We start from the raw sequence: 574 nt of genomic DNA, 5'->3' as shown, positions 1-574 counted from the left end.
CAGTTGCGCTTGCTGAGCTCAACGCTGACAATGACAGAAGTCTTGGGGCAGTAATCTGACGACGAGTTCTCCATTTAGCGTTCTCCGTGGGGTTTGACGGAACAACGGCATAGCCGATCCGGCCTGCATAGGATCTATTACGACACCGAACTGGCGTTCGGGTCAGACGATCCGGCCAATCCAGCGATGACACGGCGCGTCATCACGCTGATGCGGCCAGCGGACTACTGATCATTGTGAAGGGCAGGCATTTCGCTGCGTGACCGGGCAGCGGCCCAAGCCCGATGCGGAGGTAAACGGCGCATGAGCAGACACAAAGTACCGCTTCGTAACGGGATTGCGGCGGCAAGTGCCTATGTTGGCTGGGATCGCCCGCTTCAGACCTATTTCGCACAGGTGCTGAGCGCCCCTGACGAAGACGGAGAGGAGATCGAAATCGTATGGGTCGGAACCGCCTTCGGCGAGCTGCCCCGCGCGGTTGACGCAATCCGCGTGCTCGAACCCTATTGCCATATCGAAGCAAGTCTTGCCGCACAGCTCGAGATCGACAGGATGGCATGCCTCGCCACGCGCG

2 protein-coding genes are annotated in these 574 nt (G+C 59.6%); both read left to right on the top strand.

Translation table 11 applies throughout. The features are described from left to right. Positions 1 to 93: 93 nt before the first annotated feature. Entirely contained in the window at positions 94 to 231 is a 138-nt protein-coding gene (locus AX735_RS25085; protein ID WP_156447470.1) for a DUF3768 domain-containing protein, read from the top strand. Between the two features lie 72 nt (positions 232 to 303). Next, positions 304 to 574: hypothetical protein (locus AX735_RS10850; RefSeq protein WP_066279720.1), on the top strand; the 271-nt coding region annotated here is incomplete at its 3' end.

The organism is Blastomonas sp. CCH1-A6 (genome assembly GCF_001556365.1).
GTDB classification, from domain to species: Bacteria; Pseudomonadota; Alphaproteobacteria; order Sphingomonadales; family Sphingomonadaceae; genus Blastomonas; species Blastomonas ursincola.
This window is presented reverse-complemented; position numbering and strand designations above follow the sequence as displayed.